The following is a 16,081-nucleotide window of genomic DNA, read 5'->3' as shown; positions in this document are numbered from 1 at the left end:
TGGATGAACCCACGGCCGCGATGCAGAGCTGCCGGCCAGCGGCCGGCACTACCCAGGGGTTGGCTTGCACGTGCGCGCCCCCACGTTGAAGCACCAACGTGTAGGATCGACCCATGGCCCGAGCCGTGCCCCGCACCGAACGCATTCCCCGCCTGAGCCGGCTGAGCTGGCTCATGGGCCTGTACGCGGAAAACTACCGCCATCTGGTGCGTCTGTTCGAACCGGCCGGACTGGTGGCGGGCAGCTACATTTCCTCGATCGGCGACGGCCTGGATGTACGCCTGGACGTGATCGAGTGCCACCGCTACACGGTGGAACTGCGCCTGACCTACGACCTGGCCGACCCGGTCACCGGTGAGCCGGATCCGTCGGCCTATGTGCGTCTGTACCGTGACGCGCGCCAGGCCGAGACCACCCATTGCTACGTAGGCCGCCGCTGGCAGGACACGATGGGCCTGTATCCGCCGCCGGCGGAGCTGATCAGCCACCGCATGCGGATGAACACCTTCCTCGGCAAGTGGCTGGAATACCTGGCCGAGCGCGGCCACGGCGTGGCCACCCTGCGCCGCGATCCCGACGGTGCTGGCACACCTGCTGAGCGCCGCCTGTCGCTGGTGCGCTGATCGGCCATAATCCACGGCTGACCTGCCGCTGGATGCTGCCCCATGCCGTACACCCCGATCGTCGCCACCCTGGGCTACGTGCTGTCGCCCGATCGTCGCCAGGTGCTGATGATCCACCGCAACACCCGGCCCGGTGACCACCACTTGGGCAAGTACAACGGCCTGGGCGGCAAGATCGAAGCGGACGAGGATGTGGCGGCCAGCATGCGCCGCGAAATCGCCGAGGAAGCCGGCATCGACTGCACCGGCATGCGGCTGCGCGGCACCATCAGCTGGCCGGGATTCGGCAAGCACGGCGAGGACTGGCTGGGCTTCGTGTTCGTCATCGACAGTTTCGAAGGCACCCCGCACGGCGGCAACCATGAAGGCACGCTGGAGTGGGTGGACCTGGACAAGCTGGATGCGCTGCCGATGTGGGAGGGCGACCGCAACTTCCTGCCACTGGTGTTCGACGCCGACCCGCGCCCGTTCCACGGCGTGATGCCGTACAAGGACGGGCGCATGGTGAGCTGGTCCTTCAGCCGCCTGTGAGCCGGGAAATCGGGTAGCTGCCAACCTTTGGTCGGCACGCTCTTCTGGCAAATTAATACCCGGGCAATATTGACGGGAGAGAATTACCCGGGCAATATTCGCGCATCGCCTCTGATGCCATTGCCATGCCTGCGTCCCGACTCCCTCCCTTCAGTTGTTTCGACGGCCATCGCCTGGTCGCTTCCGGTACGCCGGAAGTGGCCGCGCTGGCGTTGAAGCAGCTGCGTGTCGACAACGCTGCCGGTCCGCTGCTGGTGTTCGACAACGCCACCGGTCGCACCCGTGATTTCGATACGCGTGGCAGCGACGCAGAACTGCTTTCGCGGGTGGCTGCCGCGTTCCCATCGGCCGTGCAAGCGGACGCCGGAATCGCTCCTGAAGACGCGCCTGTTGCCCCGCGAGGCCGTGGCCGCCCCAAGCTGGGTGTGGTCGCCCGAGAAGTGACCTTGCTGCCGCGCCATTGGGCGTGGCTGGCCGAGCAGCCTGGCGGTGCCTCAGTGGTGCTGCGCAGGCTGGTGGAGGCGGCCAGCCGTGCCGGTGCTGACAAGGACCGCCAGCGTCGTGACAGCGAGCGTGCCTATCACTTCCTGCAGGCCATCGCTGGTGACCTGCCGGGCTTCGAGGAAGCCATCCGCGTCCTGTTCGCGCATGACCGCGCGGGCCTGGAAGCGGCGTTGCGGAGTTGGCCCGCGGATGTGCGCGCCCACGCTCTGCGCCTGGCCTTCGACGATCCTGCGGACCACGCCGACGGCTGAGCCATCGCGCCGTTGCTGAGCGACGGCCCCACCTGACCGCGGGTCCAGGCCCGCTTCCCCTGTGCGTGCTTTGCTGGCGGAAACGCCGGGCAGGGCGGCGCCTTGCCCAGAGAACCCCATGAGCCCCCCTGTACATCCGATACCTCCGGCAGCACCCCCGCTGTGGCGCACCTATCTGACCCTGCTGCTGCCGATGCTGCTGACCAATGCGCTGCAGCTGGCCGCAGGCACGCTGGACAACATTTACCTCGGCCATCTGCTCGGCACACAGGCAGTGGCCGCAGCGGCTGCGTTCTTCCCCGTCTTCTTCCTGCTGTTGGCCCTGGTAATGGGCCTGGCGACCGGTGCGATGGTGCTGATCGGCCAGGCCTGGGGCGCGGGCCGCCCGCAGCAGGCACGCGCCGTGGCTGGCAGCGCGGTGGCGCTGATCCTGCTGTTGTCGGTGCTGGTGATGGCCCTGGGCGGCGGTTTCGCGCCACAACTGCTGGCAGCGTTGGGCACGCCGGCAGCGGTCCTCAGTGAGTCCATTGTCTACGCACGCGTGCTGCTGCTGACGGCACCGGTGTTCTTCCTGCTGTGGCTGGCCACTGCGGTGAGCCGCGCTGTGGGCGATGCGAAGACACCGCTGCATGCGCTGCTGCTGGCCACGGTGGTCGGCCTGCTGTGCACGCCGCTGCTGATCCTCGGCAGGGTCGGCCCGCCGCAGCTGGGTTCGGCCAGTGCGGCAGTCTCGGCGGCATTTGCCTCGCTGCTGGCCCTGGCCTGGCTTATGTGGCGGTGGCAGAGGATGGGGCACCCGTTGGCACCGGGACGTGAGCTGCTGCGTGCCATCCGTTTCGATGGCGTGCTCATCCGCGCGATGCTGCGCATCGGCGTACCGTCATCGCTGCAGATGCTCAGCCTGGCCATTGCCGAAATCGTGTTGCTGGGCTGGATCAACCGCTACGGCTACACGGCCACGGCCGCCTACGGTGCGGTCAACCAGTTGATGAGCTGGGTGCAACTGCCTGCGATGTCGCTGGGGATCACCGCCACCATCCTCGCGGCGCATGCGATGGGCGCGGGGCGTACGGCACGGCTGCCCGCCATCGCTCGCACCGGTGTGCTGCTTGGGCTGGCGATGCTGAGCGTGGTGGTGCTGCTGGTGATGGCGCTGGCGCCCTGGCTGACCGGGCTGATTCTGGCGGCCGCAGAGGTGCGCGAATTGGCCGCATCGCAGCTGCGCACGGTGGTATGGGGCGTGCTGGCGATGGGAGGCAGCGCGGTGTTGGTCGGAGTGATGCGAGGCAGTGGCACGGTGATGTTGCCAGCGTTGCTGGGCATGGCAGCGGTACTGCTGCTGGAGCTGCCGTTGGCGATGTGGTTGCAGGCGCGGCATGGTCTGGCCGGCCTGTGGTGGGCGTGGCCACTGGGGCTGCTGGCGATGCTGGTGATGCAGGTGTTCTGCTTCGCGCGTTGGCGGCGGCGGGAGCAGGCCGGGTAGTGCCGGCCGCTGGCCGGCAACGCGGAACGGTCCGGGCAGCCGGCCAGTGGCCGGCTCCACCACGCGGTCGGAACACAGTCGTTGCGGCGGCTGCGGTGGGCCGACCACTGGTGATGCAGGTGTTCTGTTTCGCTCGCTGGCGGCGGGTGCGGGCTGGGTAGTGCCGGCCGTTGGCCGGCAACGCGGAACGGCCGGGGCAGCCGGCCAGCGGCCGGCTCTACCACGCGGTCGGATCACCGTCGTTGCGGCGGCTGCGGTGGGCCGACCACTGGTGATGCGGGTGTTCTGTGTTGCTCGCTGGCGGCGGGTGCAGGCTGGGTAGTGCCGGCCGCTGGCCGGCAACGCGGAACGGCCGGGGCAGCCGGCCAGCGGCCGGCTCTACCACGCGGTCGGATCACAGTCGTTGCGGCTGCTGCGGTGGGTCGGCCACTGGTGATGCAGGTGTTCTGTGCTGCTCGCTGGCGGCGGGTGCAGGCTGGGTAGTGCCGGCCGCTGGCCGGCAACGCGGAACGGTCCGGGCAGCCGGCCAGCGGCCGGCTCTACCACTTCAGCGCCGCTGTGCCAGCAGCAGATGGAAGTGCTTTTCGCGGATCTGGCCGTCATTGCCGGCTGCAGATTCCCGGTGGCTGCGCCAGGCCGAGACGCGGAAGCCCGACACACGCAGCGCCAGCTCCACCGCGTCCAGCTCATGCAGTTGGAAGTCGGCAGCAAATGGCAGGCTGCGCATGAAGCTGGCGTCGCCAAAGGCCAGGCACAGGCGGCCGCCCCGGCGCAGCACCCGCGCCAGCTCGTCCAGCACCGGCGCCAGGTTCGGCCAGAAGTACAGGGTGTTGACCGCCAGCGCGGCATCCATCGCGGCATCGGCGACCGGCAGCGCATGAGCGTCGCCGTGTCGCATCGCGGCACGCTCGGCCAACCCGGCGCTGGCCAGGCGCTGGTTGCCGGCCTCGACCATGGCGGTGGACAGCTCAATACCCAGATAGTGGCTGTCGGTGGCCTGCAGCATCAGCGGCGCGAAGGCCGCATTGCCGGGGCCGATCTCCAGGACCCGTTCGCCAGTACCGACGGCCAGCAGCCCGATCGCGGCCAGGTTGAGTGCGCCGTTGCTGCGGTTCATCGAGTCGGCCACCGCCAGCGCGGCCTCGCCATGGGGCTGCCGCAGCTGTGCGGCCAGAGTGGGAGCATCCAGCATCATCATCGTCCGTTGCAGAGTTTCGGACGTGGCGGCGGCGGGTCCGCCGGTGACCATAGCGCCGACCTTGTGGCTTGGGAAGTAGGGAAACCCCGCTTCGGGGTGATGAGGAAATGTCCAGCGTCGCAGTCGGTGAGATCTGGTTGTCCACAGGGGGTGTGGATTACGCGTGGGCAACTTTGTGGATAAGCCGCGACAGGCGCCACCCCCCTAGGCTGTCAAGATGGGTGGCGAAAAATTCACCGCCGGTGAGGACAGGTGAGGGAGCGGTGAAGGCTGGGGCCTGCCAGCGCTGTCGCCAGTGGCGGCGCTCGCGGTAACCTGTGGGCCTTGATGCTCCGTGAGACCCCATGAAACGTCACTTCTCGATGCTGCGCGAATTCCAGCTGGCCGACTGGTTCACCCTGGCCAATGCTTTCTGCGGCACCGGTGCGGTCTTTGCCGCAATGCGCTTCCTGCAGGACGGCGAGCGCGGCTACCTGCTGTTCGGCATGGCGTTGATCCCGCTGGCTTTCATTTTCGAGGCCCTCGATGGGCGCATCGCGCGCTGGCGCAAGTCCAGCTCCACCCTGGGCCGCGAGCTGGACTCGCTGTCCGACGTGATCTCCTTCGGTGTGGCCCCGGCGGCGCTGGCCTACGCCTGCGGCATGCAGGGCGGCTGGGACTGGCTGGTGCTGAGCTATTTCGTCTGCTGCGGCGTCAGCCGCCTGGCGCGCTACAACGTCACCGCAGAGGCGCTGGCCGGCGACGAGGGCAAGGTCGCGTATTTCGAGGGCACCCCGATCCCGACCAGCCTGGTGCTGGTGATCGTGCTGGCGATCGCCGCCGGTACCGATGCCATCGGCCAGAACATCTGGTTCGGCCAGTGGCAGATCGGCCCGTGGCAGCTGCACCCGATGGTGCTGTTGTTCGCCCTGTCCGGGTCGCTGATGATCAGCAAGACCCTGCGTATCCCCAAGCCATGAGCCAGCCCTGCGGAGGCCTGCGATGACCAGCTCGGCCCACGACGCCGGCAGCAGCGATTTCGAGACCCTGGCCCGGCAGTACTTCGGCGCCTGGGGCGATGCCCTGCGCCATGCCAGCACGCCCGGTGCGCCGGCAGGTGACGACCCCGGCAGCTGGCAACGGCTGTTCGACTGGTGGGGCCAGCTGTTGCCCGAGCAGGGGCAGGGCGCGCCGGAAGATGCCGTGCGCCGCTTCCGCGAACAGGCGGGCAGCTGGTACGGCACCATGCAGGAAGTGGCCGCGCGTTTCGCCGGCCGCGACGCCAGCAGTGCCGATGTGGCACAAGCCTGGCGCGAGGCGGTGCAGGGGCAGGGCGACGGCATGCTGCAGTGGATGCTGCAGGGCGCCCGTGGCAGCACCCACGCTGGCGCCGCTGTACCGGAGTTTGCCGCCTGGCTGCAGCAGTTCCAGCTGCAGGCCGGTCCGTGGCTGCAGAGCCCGGCGTTCGGGCCCGGCCGCGAGCACCAGGCGCGCTGGCAGGCGCTGCTGCGGGCGCAGGAGGAATACCAGCAGCATTCACGCGCCTACGTCGATCAGATCAAGCAGGCACTGGACGAGGCCTTCGCGCTGTTCGAGCAGCGCCTGGCCGAGCACGAGCAGCCGGGCAGCCAGCTGACCAGCGCCCGCGCGATGTTCGACCTGTGGATTGAAGTGGCCGAGGAGGCCTACGCCAAGGTCGCCATGTCCGAACCGTTCCAGCAGGTGTATGCCGCGCTGGGCAACGCTCAGATGCGCCTGCGCGCCGGCCTGCAGCGCGAGGTGGAACAGATGAGTGAACGGATCGGCCTGCCGACCCGCAGTGAGATGGACGCCGCGCACCGCCGCATCGCCGAGCTGGAGCGCAGCCTGCGCCGCCTGCAGGCACAGGTGGCGGCCATGGCCGGTACGGGCGAGGTCGATCCGGTGGCACAGCCGGCGCCGGCGAAGGTGAAGCCGGTCGCGCGCAAGGCCGCGAAGAAGGCCGCGCCGGCAAAGAAGGCGGCTGCGAAAAAGGCGCCTGCGAAAAAGGCTGCACCAAAGGCAGCGCCCCGTACTTCCACGCGGACGCGTGACCGATGAAAGGACCGCTGGGCTTCAACGCCGATGACCTGATGCAGGAAACCCTGGCCATGCAGCGCAAGCTGATGGAAGGGCTGAAGCTGCTGCCGCAGGTGGAAGACGTGGACTATGGCGTCACCGCCCGCGAGGAAGTCTGGCGCGACGGCAAGGTGGTGCTGTACCGCTTCGTCGGCGAACAGGCACCGACCCGGCGCACGCCGTTGCTGATCGTCTACGCGCTGGTCAACCGGCCGTACATGGTCGACCTGCAGGCCGATCGCTCACTGGTGCAGAAGCTGCTGGCGCTGGGGCAGGACGTCTACGTGCTGGACTGGGGTTACCCGGATCGCTCGGAGCGCTTCCAGACCCTGGAGGACTATCTGCTGCGCTACATCGATGGCGCGGTCGATGCGCTGCGCGCGCGCAGTGGTGGACCGGTCGACCTGCTCGGCATCTGCCAGGGCGGCGTGTTCGCGCTGTGCTACGCCGCGCTGCGCCGGCAGAAGCTGGGCAAGCTGATCACCATGGTCACCCCGGTCGATTTCCACACCGCCGACAACATGCTCTCGCACTGGGCGCGGCAGGTGGATGTGGACCTGTTGGTTGACACGCTGGGCAACATCCCGGCCGACCTGATGAATGCCAGTTACCTGATGCTCAAGCCGTTCCGCCTGAACGTGCAGAAGTACGTGGGCCTGCTCGACATCCTCGATGACAAGGCCGCGCTGGAGGATTTCCTGCGCATGGAGAAGTGGATCTTCGATTCGCCGGACCTGGCGGGCGAGGCGTTCCGCGACTTCATCAAGCAGTTCTACCAGGGCAACGGGCTGATGAACGGCACGGTGCGGATCGGCGAAGAGGCGGTGGATCTGTCGAAGGTGACCCTGCCGGTACTGAACATCTACGCCGAGCAGGACCATCTGGTGCCGCCGGATGCCTCGCGCGCGATGCGTGGACGCCTGGGCACCGAGGATTACACTGAGTCCAGTTTCCGTGGCGGCCATATCGGCATCTACGTGTCGGGTCGCGCGCAGCGCGAAGTGCCGGCCACGATCGATGGCTGGTTGAAGGCGCGCGACGTGTAAGGCTTGCTTCGCTTTTGTAGAGTCGAGATCCTATGTTCGTGGTCAAGCCTGCTGGAAGCAGGCTTGACCCACCTTCAGCATGGCCGGATCGAAGTCCCGGCCGCTTTTGAAGACACCCCAGGCGATCCTGGCCAGCTTTCTGGCCAGGATGTTGAAGACGGCGGTGCTGGGGTGACCGCGTTTTGACAGCTCGTCGTAGAGCGGTTGCCCCCGGCGACACCGCTTGAGCCCCATGGCGGCCATGTAGAGCATCTGACGCAGCACTGGCGCGCCCTGTTTGGACAGCCGACGCCGTCCCGTTCTGCCGCCAGACTCGTTAGGCCGGGGATCCAGGCCGGTGCAGGCGATCCACGCGTTGGCGTTGGCCAACGGCCAGCGCGTCATGTAGTAAATCAGGTGAGCGGCGACAGCGGGGCCGATACCAGGGATGGTCAACAGGCGCTTGTAGAGCGTGCCATGCTCTCCATCGCGACCCAAGCGCTGCAGTTCGCTTTCCAGCTCGGACAGCGTCCCAGCCAGAGCGCAGAACAGATCTGACAGCTCCCCGGGGGCACTTTTGCTTACCCCGAAGGATTGCTCCAGGCGCGCGCGTGTCTTTACCAGCGTCTGCCGCTTGCGCAGCAAATCGTGCATCTGTTGCTGCTCGTCGGTACGCGGTACGTATTCACGCAGGCGATCGTTCTCCTTCTTCACGTATCGGGCGATCGCTTCGGCGTCCATGGCGTCCGTCTTGCCACGCGAGCCCGTCGCCCGGCCGTAGTGCTTGATCAGACGTGGATTGATCACATAGACAACGTGGCCTGCCTGGCCAGCCATCCGAGCCAACAACTCGTAGTACCGCCCCGTCGCCTCCATGCCAATCCGGCATCGCTGGGGCAAGGTGTTGAGCCACTGGGCTATGCCGGCCCGGGTGTTGGCGATCCTGTCGCCGGCCTTGCGGTCGGCCACTGCCGGTACGAACTCCTTGGAGTCCACGTCCACGCCAATATCGAGAGAATCAGACATTTGTACGGCTCCCAGCTATCTTTAAGGGGCTGGGGTGGTACCGCACCGACGTTAGCTTGCCTACATCGACGATCCCCTTTGGGGGCCGTACGATCCTTTATCGACGTTCGTGTGCGGGATGGGGATCGCTCGACTCGTCTGTCGGCTAGTATCCGCAGATGCATGCTTGACGGTCCCTCCACCCTGGCTCCTACATACCTCGTAGGAGCCGGGAGGAACATACAAGCTTGCTCGACTGCCTTGGAGAATAATGATGTCGCAACGGTTCACGCTGCTGCTTGCCACGCTGCTGCTGGCAGCACCTGTTGCTCACGCCGCACCCAGTACGGATGCACGCCGGGAGATCGCCCAGCTGATCTCCAGCCTGGACGGCTCCCAGTGCCGGTTCCAGCGCAATGGCAGCTGGTACGACGGCAGCGATGCGCGGTCGCACCTGCAGCGCAAGTACGATTACCTGCTGAAGAAGAACATGGTGGACAGCGCCGAGCAGTTCATCGAGCGCGCCGCCAGCCAGAGCAGCATGAGCGGCAAGCCTTATCGCATCCAGTGCCCGGGGCAGCCTGAACAGACTGCAGCCGCCTGGTTCGGCGCACGCCTGCAGGCCCTGCGCCACCGCACGCCGTAGACATAGGGGCGGTGTAGAGTCGAGCCATCTCGACTGCTTTTTCCCGTAGCCCAGGAGAACCGCCATGAACACCACGCCGCGCACGCTGTCGCGTTCATTGAACGACCGCATGATTGCCGGCGTGATGGGCGGCATCGCCCACCGCTTCGGTTGGAACCCCACGCTGGTGCGGATCGTGTTCGTGCTGGTCTCGATCGGCTCGGCGGCCTTCCCCGGCATCCTGGTCTACCTGATCCTGTGGCTGCTGATTCCCAACGAGGCCGATTGAAGACTCCCGTGACGCCCTGGCCGGTCTGGCTGCGCGCGCTGCAGGTGCTGGGTGCGGTGTGGACGTCCCCCAATTCACTGCTCGGCCTGATCGGTGGACTGGCCGGCATGCTCGGCGGCGCGACGCTGCGCTGGAGCGGCCGTGACAGCGCGTTGGTGTTCGATCGCTGGCCGTGGGGGCCGGGTGGGGCGATCACCCTGGGCAATGTGATCCTGCACACCGGGCATGACCTGGGCATTTCCTGCCGCACCTATGCGCACCAGGCGGGGTGGGGCGTGGAGCCGCTGATCCGGCTGGATGACCACGAACGCGCGCACGTGTACCAATACATGGTGCTGGGGCCGCTGTACCTGCCGGTGTACCTGCTGTGTGGCGGGGTGAGTGCGCGCAACCCGTTCGAGCGCGCGGCCGATCATTTCGCCCGGTTCGGGCGTGGCTGGTGGCCGTAGTTTCCAGCCAACGGCGCAGCCCCTCGTGGCTTGGTCGCGGAATACGTTTCATGTGATTGGGCCGGGCGGGGTGGGTTCGCGGGACACGCCGTAAACCCGTCCCTGGGGGCTCGATGGCGCCATCCATGGCGCCAACGGTCCCGCGAACCCACCCCACCCGGCCTCTGACAGTTTCCGTGCGCGTCCAGCCACGGAGAAGAAAAAGAACAGCAGAAGCGGGTCGCGCGCTGCGCTTGCTCGCGAGCCGAGCCTGCGGTCGGCTTCGCGGACTGGTCTGAAAGCAGCCGAGCGTGGGCTCGGCTCTACAAAAAGCGGCCAGCCAGGCTGCTTTTGCTTTTGATCTTCTTTTTTCTTCTCCGTGGGTGGTAGACGCAGCAGAAATCTGTCAACGGCCGGGTGGGTGGGGCTGGCGGGGTATCCGCGGCATGGATGCCGCGGCTAAGCCCCCAGGGACGGGTTCACGGCGTCCCCGCCAGCCCCACCCACCCGGGCAGCCCACAGGAAACCGGCTTTCCGCGATCATCCCAAACCACCCACGAGGGGCTGCGCCGTTGGCTGGAAACCCCCGATTCGTTAGTCGGAAGTTAAAGATCCGTAAGCATTCTGCTGCGATCCCGCAGTCATCTGCATGCAACCGATCGTCATTAGCCTTCGTGACGTTCCAGTCAGGTTCGACGCGGTAAGCTCTCCCTCGATGAGCTCGCAGCATCGCTCATCGAGTGCAGTACGCAGTAGCAATTTGGAGGAATACATCACATGGCAATCGTTCTTTATGTCGGTGGTAGCAAGGATGGCGAGAAGGGCGTGGTGCCCTACGGCTTCAGCAAATCCCGCGCCGACACCGCGCTGGGGCCGGAGTTCTACACGGAGCGGTTCATGGAACTGCAGGGTGTCGGCAAGGTCCGCCTGATGGCCCTGGAAGGCATGCGTGACGAGATCGTCATGCAGCGCGCCGCCCGCCACTACCGCTGACCTCCGCAACACGCGGCAGGGCGCGCCCACCATCGCGCGCCCGCGCCGGCATCCCAGCCCAGGGCCAGTCCGAGCCCTCTTTTCGCCAGGATGCCGGCGTCCACTCCGGCCTCACCGCTGAACCTCGCCCCCTGTCAATGCCTTGTCCGGCTCCGTCGTGGATTGCCAGAATGGGGTCTTCCCGTAACGCGGCACAGACCTGAAGCAATGCACGACGCCAAGAACGCCCAGAGCGCGCTCGCCCAGCAGATCGCCCAGACCATCGCCGACGAGATCGGTGCCCAGTCCGCCCAGGTACGTGCCGCCGTCGGCCTGCTCGACGAGGGCGCCAGCGTTCCGTTCATCGCGCGCTACCGCAAGGAAGTGACCGGGGGCCTGGACGACACCCAGCTGCGCAACCTGGAAGTGCGCCTGACCTACCTGCGCGAACTGGAAGACCGTCGCGCGGCGGTGCTGGCCAGCATCGGCGAGCAGGGCAAGCTCAGCGACGAACTGCGCAACGACATCCTGGCCGCCGACACCAAGAGCCGGCTGGAAGACCTGTACCTGCCGTACAAGCCCAAGCGCCGTACCCGCGCCCAGATCGCCCGCGAGGCCGGTCTGGAACCGCTGGCTGATGGCCTGCTGGCCGACCCGACGCAGGACCCTCAGGTCTTCGCGGCTTCCTTCGTCGACACCGACAAGGGCGTGGCCGACACCAAGGCTGCGCTGGAAGGTGCACGCGCGATCCTGATGGAGCGCTGGGGCGAAGATGCCGCGCTGGTCGGTGAGCTGCGCACCTGGCTGGGCGAGACCGGCGTGATCCGTGCCCGCGTGGCCGAGGGCAAGGAAACCGAAGGCGCCAAGTACCGTGACTATTTCGAACACGCCGAGGCGCTGGCGAAGATTCCCTCGCACCGCTTGCTGGCGCTGTTCCGTGCGCGCCGCGAGGAGATCCTGTTCCTGGAACTGGACCCGGGCAGCGAGGCCGAGGCCGGCCACCAGTACGCCGAAGGACGCGTGGCGCGCAAGGCCGGCATCGCCGATCAGGGCCGCGCCGCCGACCGCTGGCTGCTGGATGCCTGCCGCCTGACCTGGCGTGCCAAGCTGCACACCCATCTGCTGCTGGACCTGTTCAACCAGGCTCGCGAAAAGGCCGAGGCCGAAGCCATCGCAGTGTTCGGCGACAACCTGAAGGACCTGCTGCTGGCGGCTCCGGCGGGCCCGAAGACTGTACTCGGGCTGGACCCGGGCATCCGCACCGGCTGCAAGATTGCCGTGGTCGATGCCACCGGCAAGCTGGTCGCCACCGAGACCATCTACCCGCACGAGCCGCGCCGCCAGTGGGAGCAGTCGCTGCAGACGATCAAGCAGCTGTGCGCCAAGCACAACGTGGAACTGATCGCGATCGGCAACGGCACCGCCAGCCGCGAAACCGACAAGCTGGCCGGCGAAGCGATCAAGGCTGCCGCCAACCCGAAGCTGCAGAAGGTGGTGGTCAGCGAGGCGGGCGCGTCGGTGTACTCGGCGTCCGAGTTCGCGGCCAAGGAATTCCCGGGGCTGGACGTGTCGCTGCGTGGCGCGGTGTCCATCGCGCGCCGCCTGCAGGATCCGCTGGCCGAACTGGTCAAGATCGAACCCAAGGCGATCGGTGTCGGCCAGTACCAGCACGACGTGGACCAGTACCGCCTGGCACGGGCGCTGGATGCGCGGGTCGAGGACTGCGTGAATGCCGTGGGCGTGTACGTGAACACCGCTTCGGCCGCGCTGCTGTCGCGCGTGTCCGGCCTGTCGTCCACGGTGGCCGAGAACATCGTGCGCCATCGTGACGACAATGGCCCGTTCAAGCGCCGCAAGGACCTGCTGAAGGTCGCGCGCCTGGGCGAGAAGACCTTCGAGCAGTGCGCCGGCTTCCTGCGTATCGCCGATGGTGACCAGCCGCTGGACGCCTCGGCGGTGCACCCCGAAGCCTACCCGGTGGTCGAGCGCATCGTGGCCAGCACCGCGCGCCCGATCAAGGCGCTGATCGGTGATGGCAGCTTCCTGCGCGGCTTGAAGGCAGAACAGTTCACCGACGACACCTTCGGCGTGCCGACCGTGCGCGACATCCTGAAGGAACTGGAAAAGCCGGGCCGTGACCCGCGTCCGGAGTTCAAGGCCGCGCGCTTCGCCGAGGGCGTCGAGGACATCAAGGACCTGCGCGAGGGCATGGTGCTGGAGGGCGTGGTCAGCAACGTCGCGGCCTTCGGCGCCTTTGTCGATATCGGCGTGCACCAGGACGGCCTGATCCACATTTCGGCGCTCTCCGATACGTTCGTGAAGGACCCGCGCGACGTGGTCAAGGCCGGCGATATCGTCAAGGTGAAGGTGCTGGAGGTGGACGTGGCGCGCAAGCGCATCGCCCTGACCCGGCGCCTGGACGATACCCCGGGCCAGGCCACCAGCCGCCCGGGCCAGCGCGATGACCGCGGCCAGGGGCAGGGGCCGCGCCGCGACGCAGGCGGCCAGAACCGCGGGCCAAACCGGGGCCAGGGCAATGGCGGCCGTCCCGCTCAGTCCGCGCCCCCGGCCAACAACGCCCTGGCGGAGGCCTTCGCCCGCGCCAAGCGCAGTTGAGGACCGTGTCCCCCGTCACGCTTGATTCGTGGCGGGGGACTTGTCGATTTTCCCCGTGATTGCGCACACTTGCGCCTGAGGGGGGGCGTTTGGCCTCCCCGCTGTCGCTGGGGAGGGCCATGACGCCAGCAGGACCCGTTGTCTTCGTTGAGGGCTGCAGCGTTGTGCTGCGGCTGCTGCCCGCCTGTGCGGGCCGGGGACCGGATTGATGGCGGGCCAGGGAAACAACGGCAACGGGCTGCTCGAGCGGCGCCTGCAGGAACTGGCAGAGGAGCGCCGGCGCCTGGCCATGATCATCGACGGCACCGCTGCCGGTACCTGGGAATGGAACGTGCAGACCGGCGAAATGCGGGTCAATGCGCGCTGGGCGGAGATTGTCGGCTATCGGCTGGAAGAGCTTGAGCCGGTGTGCCAGAAGACGTTCCTGAAGCTGGTCCACCCCGACGACATCGTCCTGTCCGACGCGGCACTCGAGGATCACTTCGAAGGCCGCAGCGACAACTATGTCTGCCTGCTGCGCATGCGCCACAAGAATGGCCAGTGGATATGGATCCACGATCGTGGCCGCGTGTTCGAATGGGACGGGCAGGGACGACCGCTGTGGATGGCCGGTGCGCACGCCGACGTGACCGAGCTGCAGCAGGCGCGGCAGGATGCGGCCGAGAGCCGACAGCGATTGCAGGCCGTGGTCGACGCGTCCGATGAGGTGGCGGTGATCGCGACCGATACCGAAGGGACCATCACCCTGTTCAATACCGGCGCGGAACGCCTGCTGGGTTACAGCGCGGAAGAAGTGGTCGGCCAGCGGCGACTGGGTGATTTCCACGATCCGGACGAGCTGGCGGCCTGGCTGCGTCCGCTGGCGGCTGCGGACGGAAGCCTGCCGGGCGCGTTTGAAGCACTCAGCGCCCGCGCCGATGAGCAGACCTATTCACGGCAGTGGACACTGCGGCGCAAGGATGGCCAGCCACGCCAGGTGCGCTTGTCGATCAGCCGCATGGATGGTGCCGGCGGCGCGCGGATCGGCTATGTCGGCATGTCCATCGACATCACCGAGATCCTGCAGGCGCGCGCCGAAGCACGCCTGTCGGCAGAGAAATTCGCCGGTGCGTTCACGTCGGCGGCGCTGGGCATGGCGCTGGTGTCGCTGGAAGGACGCTGGCTGGACGTCAATGACGCACTGTGCCGGATCCTGGGCTACCCCCGCGAAGAACTGCTGCAGGTTGATTTCCAGCGCCTGACCCACCCCGATGACCTGCAGACCGACCTGGCCCTGGTGCAGGATCTGCTGGCCGGGCGGCGCAGCCACTACCACCTGGAAAAGCGCTATCTCGATCGCGACGGCAAGGTGATCTGGGCGCGGCTGTCGGTGTCGCTGGTGCGCCCCGAGCACGGTGAACCGCTGCATTTCGTGTCGCAGATCCAGGACATCAGCGCCCAGCGCAGCAGCGAGCAGCGCCTGTTCGAGAGCGAGCAGCGCAGCCGTATCACGCTTGATGCGGTTGCCGACCTGGTGCTCAGTGTCAGCCTGGATGGCCGTATCGACTACGCCAATGCCGCCGCAGTACGCACCCTGGCGGGTGATGGCGCGCTGTCGCTGGCCGGGCACAAGGTGCAGGACGTGCTGGCGCTGACCACCGAATATGCGCCCGGCTCGGTACTGGATGTGTCGGTCCTGCTGGACCCGGAAAGCAATGCGGTGGACCTGCACGCCGATCTTCTGCTGCGCCTGGGCACGGCCACGATCCCGGTCGACCTGACCCGTGCCTGGCTGCGCGATGATGAAGGTCATGTACGCGGTGCAGTGTGGGTACTGCGTGATGACACCCAGCAGCGCGCGCGCCAGCGCGAAGCGCGCCATCTGGCCGAGATCGATCCGCTGACCGAGCTGAGCAACCGTCGCGGCTTCGAGGTGCATCTGCAGCAGGCGATCACCCGCGTCGAGCGAACTGGCCAGGCCGCGTCGTTGATGTACATCGACCTGGACCGCTTCAAGCCGGTCAACGACACCTGGGGCCATCTGGCCGGCGATGCCGTGCTGTGGGCGGTGGCCAGCGTGCTGCGCCACGGTGTGCGTGATTCGGACGTAGTGGCGCGTCTGGGCGGCGACGAATTCGCAGTGATCCTGTCCGGCTGCACGCCGCGTCGTGCCGCGCGCATCGGCGGTGAACTGCTGCACACCCTGGCGTCGCTGTCGATTCCGTGGGACCGGGACCGCCTGCATGTGGGTGCCAGCATCGGTATCGCGCCATTGGCGGGTGGGATGAGCGTGGACCAGGCCGTGGCAGCGGCTGATGCCCAGTGCTACCGGGCCAAGGCAATGGGTCGCAACAACGTACAGGTGCAGGGCGAGGCCAGTGAGCTGCCCGGCGATGATTCCGAAGCCGCCGAAGGCTGATCTCAGCCTGTGAGAGGACGTGCGCGAATACTGCGCGCACATCCACTCATGCAGGTG

At 67.2% G+C, this 16,081-nt stretch carries 15 protein-coding genes; 13 read left to right on the top strand and 2 right to left on the bottom strand.

Annotated elements, in window-relative coordinates:
- Positions 1 to 113: 113 nt before the first annotated feature.
- The 4 genes from ACSYS9_RS14705 (at position 114) to ACSYS9_RS14690 (ending at position 3,392) form a co-directional block, all read left to right on the top strand.
- On the top strand, positions 114 to 623 hold the full coding sequence (locus ACSYS9_RS14705) for a DUF1249 domain-containing protein (RefSeq protein WP_071227614.1): 510 nt from the start codon (positions 114 to 116) through the stop codon (positions 621 to 623).
- A gap of 42 nt (positions 624 to 665) precedes the next feature.
- Positions 666 to 1,154, top strand: a complete 489-nt coding sequence (locus ACSYS9_RS14700; RefSeq protein WP_071227615.1) for an NUDIX hydrolase — start codon at positions 666 to 668, stop codon at positions 1,152 to 1,154.
- 125 nt (positions 1,155 to 1,279) lie between these two features.
- Positions 1,280 to 1,909: a DUF2239 family protein gene (locus ACSYS9_RS14695; RefSeq protein ID WP_049422441.1), complete on the top strand. Its 630-nt coding sequence runs from the start codon at positions 1,280 to 1,282 to the stop codon at positions 1,907 to 1,909.
- A 118-nt stretch (positions 1,910 to 2,027) separates the two neighbouring features.
- A complete protein-coding gene (locus ACSYS9_RS14690) occupies positions 2,028 to 3,392 on the top strand; it encodes an MATE family efflux transporter (protein WP_071227616.1) in 1,365 nt (454 codons plus the stop codon).
- A 547-nt stretch (positions 3,393 to 3,939) separates the two neighbouring features.
- Here ACSYS9_RS14690 and ACSYS9_RS14685 read toward each other — a convergent pair.
- Entirely contained in the window at positions 3,940 to 4,590 is a 651-nt protein-coding gene (locus tag ACSYS9_RS14685; RefSeq protein WP_049398211.1) for a class I SAM-dependent methyltransferase, read from the bottom strand.
- Between the two features lie 344 nt (positions 4,591 to 4,934).
- Here ACSYS9_RS14685 and ACSYS9_RS14680 point away from each other — a divergent pair, with 344 nt between their 5' ends.
- From ACSYS9_RS14680 to ACSYS9_RS14670, 3 genes are read left to right on the top strand one after another with little or no spacing between them, the layout of a single operon-like run.
- Positions 4,935 to 5,549 carry a CDP-alcohol phosphatidyltransferase family protein gene (locus ACSYS9_RS14680; RefSeq protein WP_071227617.1) on the top strand — a complete coding sequence of 205 codons (615 nt, stop codon included), beginning with the start codon at positions 4,935 to 4,937 and terminating at the stop codon, positions 5,547 to 5,549.
- A 22-nt stretch (positions 5,550 to 5,571) separates the two neighbouring features.
- Positions 5,572 to 6,648, top strand: coding sequence for a class III poly(R)-hydroxyalkanoic acid synthase subunit PhaE (phaE, locus tag ACSYS9_RS14675; RefSeq protein ID WP_032130351.1), 1,077 nt, complete (start codon positions 5,572 to 5,574; stop codon positions 6,646 to 6,648).
- Positions 6,645 to 7,712, top strand: coding sequence for a class III poly(R)-hydroxyalkanoic acid synthase subunit PhaC (locus tag ACSYS9_RS14670; protein ID WP_071227618.1), 1,068 nt, complete (start codon positions 6,645 to 6,647; stop codon positions 7,710 to 7,712). Before phaE ends, ACSYS9_RS14670 begins: the two co-directional genes overlap by 4 nt.
- 42 nt (positions 7,713 to 7,754) lie before the next feature.
- Here the strand turns inward: ACSYS9_RS14670 and ACSYS9_RS14665 are convergent, their stop codons facing one another.
- A complete protein-coding gene (locus ACSYS9_RS14665) occupies positions 7,755 to 8,717 on the bottom strand; it encodes an IS110 family transposase (RefSeq protein WP_132808894.1) in 963 nt (320 codons plus the stop codon).
- Between the two features lie 253 nt (positions 8,718 to 8,970).
- Here ACSYS9_RS14665 and ACSYS9_RS14660 point away from each other — a divergent pair, with 253 nt between their 5' ends.
- The 6 genes from ACSYS9_RS14660 (at position 8,971) to ACSYS9_RS14635 (ending at position 16,024) form a co-directional block, all read left to right on the top strand.
- On the top strand, positions 8,971 to 9,342 hold the full coding sequence (locus ACSYS9_RS14660) for a YfeK family protein (protein WP_071229599.1): 372 nt from the start codon (positions 8,971 to 8,973) through the stop codon (positions 9,340 to 9,342).
- 64 nt (positions 9,343 to 9,406) lie between these two features.
- Entirely contained in the window at positions 9,407 to 9,610 is a 204-nt protein-coding gene (locus ACSYS9_RS14655; RefSeq protein WP_006374017.1) for a PspC domain-containing protein, read from the top strand.
- Complete coding sequence (locus ACSYS9_RS14650) at positions 9,607 to 10,059, top strand: hypothetical protein (protein WP_071229598.1); 453 nt, start codon at positions 9,607 to 9,609, stop codon at positions 10,057 to 10,059. Before ACSYS9_RS14655 ends, ACSYS9_RS14650 begins: the two co-directional genes overlap by 4 nt.
- Positions 10,060 to 10,815: 756 nt before the next feature.
- Entirely contained in the window at positions 10,816 to 11,031 is a 216-nt protein-coding gene (locus ACSYS9_RS14645) for a hypothetical protein (protein WP_005410085.1), read from the top strand.
- Between the two features lie 207 nt (positions 11,032 to 11,238).
- Positions 11,239 to 13,626 (top strand): Tex family protein, encoded by a 2,388-nt coding sequence (locus ACSYS9_RS14640; protein ID WP_071228830.1) that lies wholly within the window; start codon positions 11,239 to 11,241, stop codon positions 13,624 to 13,626.
- 208 nt (positions 13,627 to 13,834) lie between these two features.
- On the top strand, positions 13,835 to 16,024 hold the full coding sequence (locus ACSYS9_RS14635; RefSeq protein WP_071228831.1) for a PAS domain S-box protein: 2,190 nt from the start codon (positions 13,835 to 13,837) through the stop codon (positions 16,022 to 16,024).
- Positions 16,025 to 16,081 lie beyond the last annotated feature (57 nt).

It is taken from the genome of Stenotrophomonas sp. STK17_22, assembly GCF_051983905.1.
GTDB classification, from domain to species: Bacteria; Pseudomonadota; Gammaproteobacteria; order Xanthomonadales; family Xanthomonadaceae; genus Stenotrophomonas; species Stenotrophomonas maltophilia_A.
This window is presented reverse-complemented; position numbering and strand designations above follow the sequence as displayed.

What these genes read in the sequence shown, in the direction of transcription:
- ACSYS9_RS14695 (WP_049422441.1), top strand. Translation starts at nt 1,280, where the DNA reads ATGCCTGCGTCCCGACTCCCTCCCTTCAGTTGTTTCGACGGCCATCGC.
- ACSYS9_RS14635 (WP_071228831.1), top strand. Translation starts at nt 13,835, where the DNA reads ATGGCGGGCCAGGGAAACAACGGCAACGGGCTGCTCGAGCGGCGCCTG.
- ACSYS9_RS14645 (WP_005410085.1), top strand. Translation starts at nt 10,816, where the DNA reads ATGGCAATCGTTCTTTATGTCGGTGGTAGCAAGGATGGCGAGAAGGGC.
- ACSYS9_RS14705 (WP_071227614.1), top strand. Translation starts at nt 114, where the DNA reads ATGGCCCGAGCCGTGCCCCGCACCGAACGCATTCCCCGCCTGAGCCGG.
- ACSYS9_RS14685 (WP_049398211.1), bottom strand. Translation starts at nt 4,590, where the DNA reads ATGATGATGCTGGATGCTCCCACTCTGGCCGCACAGCTGCGGCAGCCC.
- ACSYS9_RS14690 (WP_071227616.1), top strand. Translation starts at nt 2,028, where the DNA reads ATGAGCCCCCCTGTACATCCGATACCTCCGGCAGCACCCCCGCTGTGG.
- ACSYS9_RS14680 (WP_071227617.1), top strand. Translation starts at nt 4,935, where the DNA reads ATGAAACGTCACTTCTCGATGCTGCGCGAATTCCAGCTGGCCGACTGG.
- phaE (WP_032130351.1), top strand. Translation starts at nt 5,572, where the DNA reads ATGACCAGCTCGGCCCACGACGCCGGCAGCAGCGATTTCGAGACCCTG.
- ACSYS9_RS14670 (WP_071227618.1), top strand. Translation starts at nt 6,645, where the DNA reads ATGAAAGGACCGCTGGGCTTCAACGCCGATGACCTGATGCAGGAAACC.
- ACSYS9_RS14665 (WP_132808894.1), bottom strand. Translation starts at nt 8,717, where the DNA reads ATGTCTGATTCTCTCGATATTGGCGTGGACGTGGACTCCAAGGAGTTC.
- ACSYS9_RS14640 (WP_071228830.1), top strand. Translation starts at nt 11,239, where the DNA reads ATGCACGACGCCAAGAACGCCCAGAGCGCGCTCGCCCAGCAGATCGCC.
- ACSYS9_RS14660 (WP_071229599.1), top strand. Translation starts at nt 8,971, where the DNA reads ATGTCGCAACGGTTCACGCTGCTGCTTGCCACGCTGCTGCTGGCAGCA.
- ACSYS9_RS14700 (WP_071227615.1), top strand. Translation starts at nt 666, where the DNA reads ATGCCGTACACCCCGATCGTCGCCACCCTGGGCTACGTGCTGTCGCCC.
- ACSYS9_RS14655 (WP_006374017.1), top strand. Translation starts at nt 9,407, where the DNA reads ATGAACACCACGCCGCGCACGCTGTCGCGTTCATTGAACGACCGCATG.